We start from the raw sequence: 861 nt of genomic DNA on the forward strand, positions 1-861 counted from the left end.
TCTCGCTCGAATTGTCGATGCCAAAAGCCCATTTACTTATCAACACTCACAGAAAGTCGCCGAAATCTCACGCTTCCTCGCTGGAAAAATGTCGCTCTGCGAGCATGACCAAGAGATGATTTTTATTGCCGGCTTAGTGCACGACATCGGCAAGTTAAAAACCCCTGATGACATTCTTCATAAACAAGGAAAGCTCAATGATCAGGAGTACACAAGAATCAAACGGCATACCATCGATACCGAACTTGCTCTGCATAAAGTCTTCCCCAACTCAAAATTGACTGAGTCGGGCAATCCGAACCACCACGAAAGGTTAGATGGTTCTGGTTACCCATACCACAAAACGGCCACCAATCTGGATCTGCCGTCGAGAATTATTGCCGTCGCCGACGTCTTTCRAGCATTGTCCCAAGATCGCCCCTATCGTCCAAGAATGCCACAACATGAAATTGAAGCCTTGATGACGGCCTTGGTGGACGATGGCAAACTTTGTCCAACTGTTTTTGGTGCGCTAAAGCGCCACTTAGATGACTGCTATCAAATGTCCATTCAAGACAGTAAGTAGCTTTCTCGGCTCTCGTCAGTAAAACCGTTTGACAAAAAACCGCCAAAAGGCGGTTTTCATTTCAAATAGGCTAGGTTGCATACGGCATCACATAACAGTGCAAGAGAGTAACCGATGCCTTATTTGGAGATATCCAATAGATTGTCCCGCACGCCATTGATGCGGAACCACCCTGCAATGCTGTAGCGATTAATATGGCTGGTCAGCACTTCATGGGGGAACAGCTCCGAGAGAAAAACAACCAGTCTTCCGCTCTTTGGCGCGATGACTTCTAGCAAATTGTCCTGAAGATCGTA

At 46.7% G+C, this 861-nt stretch carries 2 protein-coding genes; one reads left to right on the forward strand and one right to left on the reverse strand.

Features of this window, described 5'->3' with window-relative positions; all coding sequences use genetic code 11:
• A partial coding sequence (locus tag CIK04_RS25660; protein WP_128824704.1) for an HD-GYP domain-containing protein occupies nucleotides 1–565 on the forward strand: 565 nt, incomplete at its 5' end.
• 119 nt (nucleotides 566–684) lie between these two features.
• Here CIK04_RS25660 and CIK04_RS25665 read toward each other — a convergent pair.
• On the reverse strand, nucleotides 685–861 hold a 177-nt coding region (locus CIK04_RS25665), incomplete at its 5' end, for a 2OG-Fe(II) oxygenase (protein WP_142995017.1).

It is taken from the genome of Vibrio sp. 03_296, from assembly GCF_002265885.1.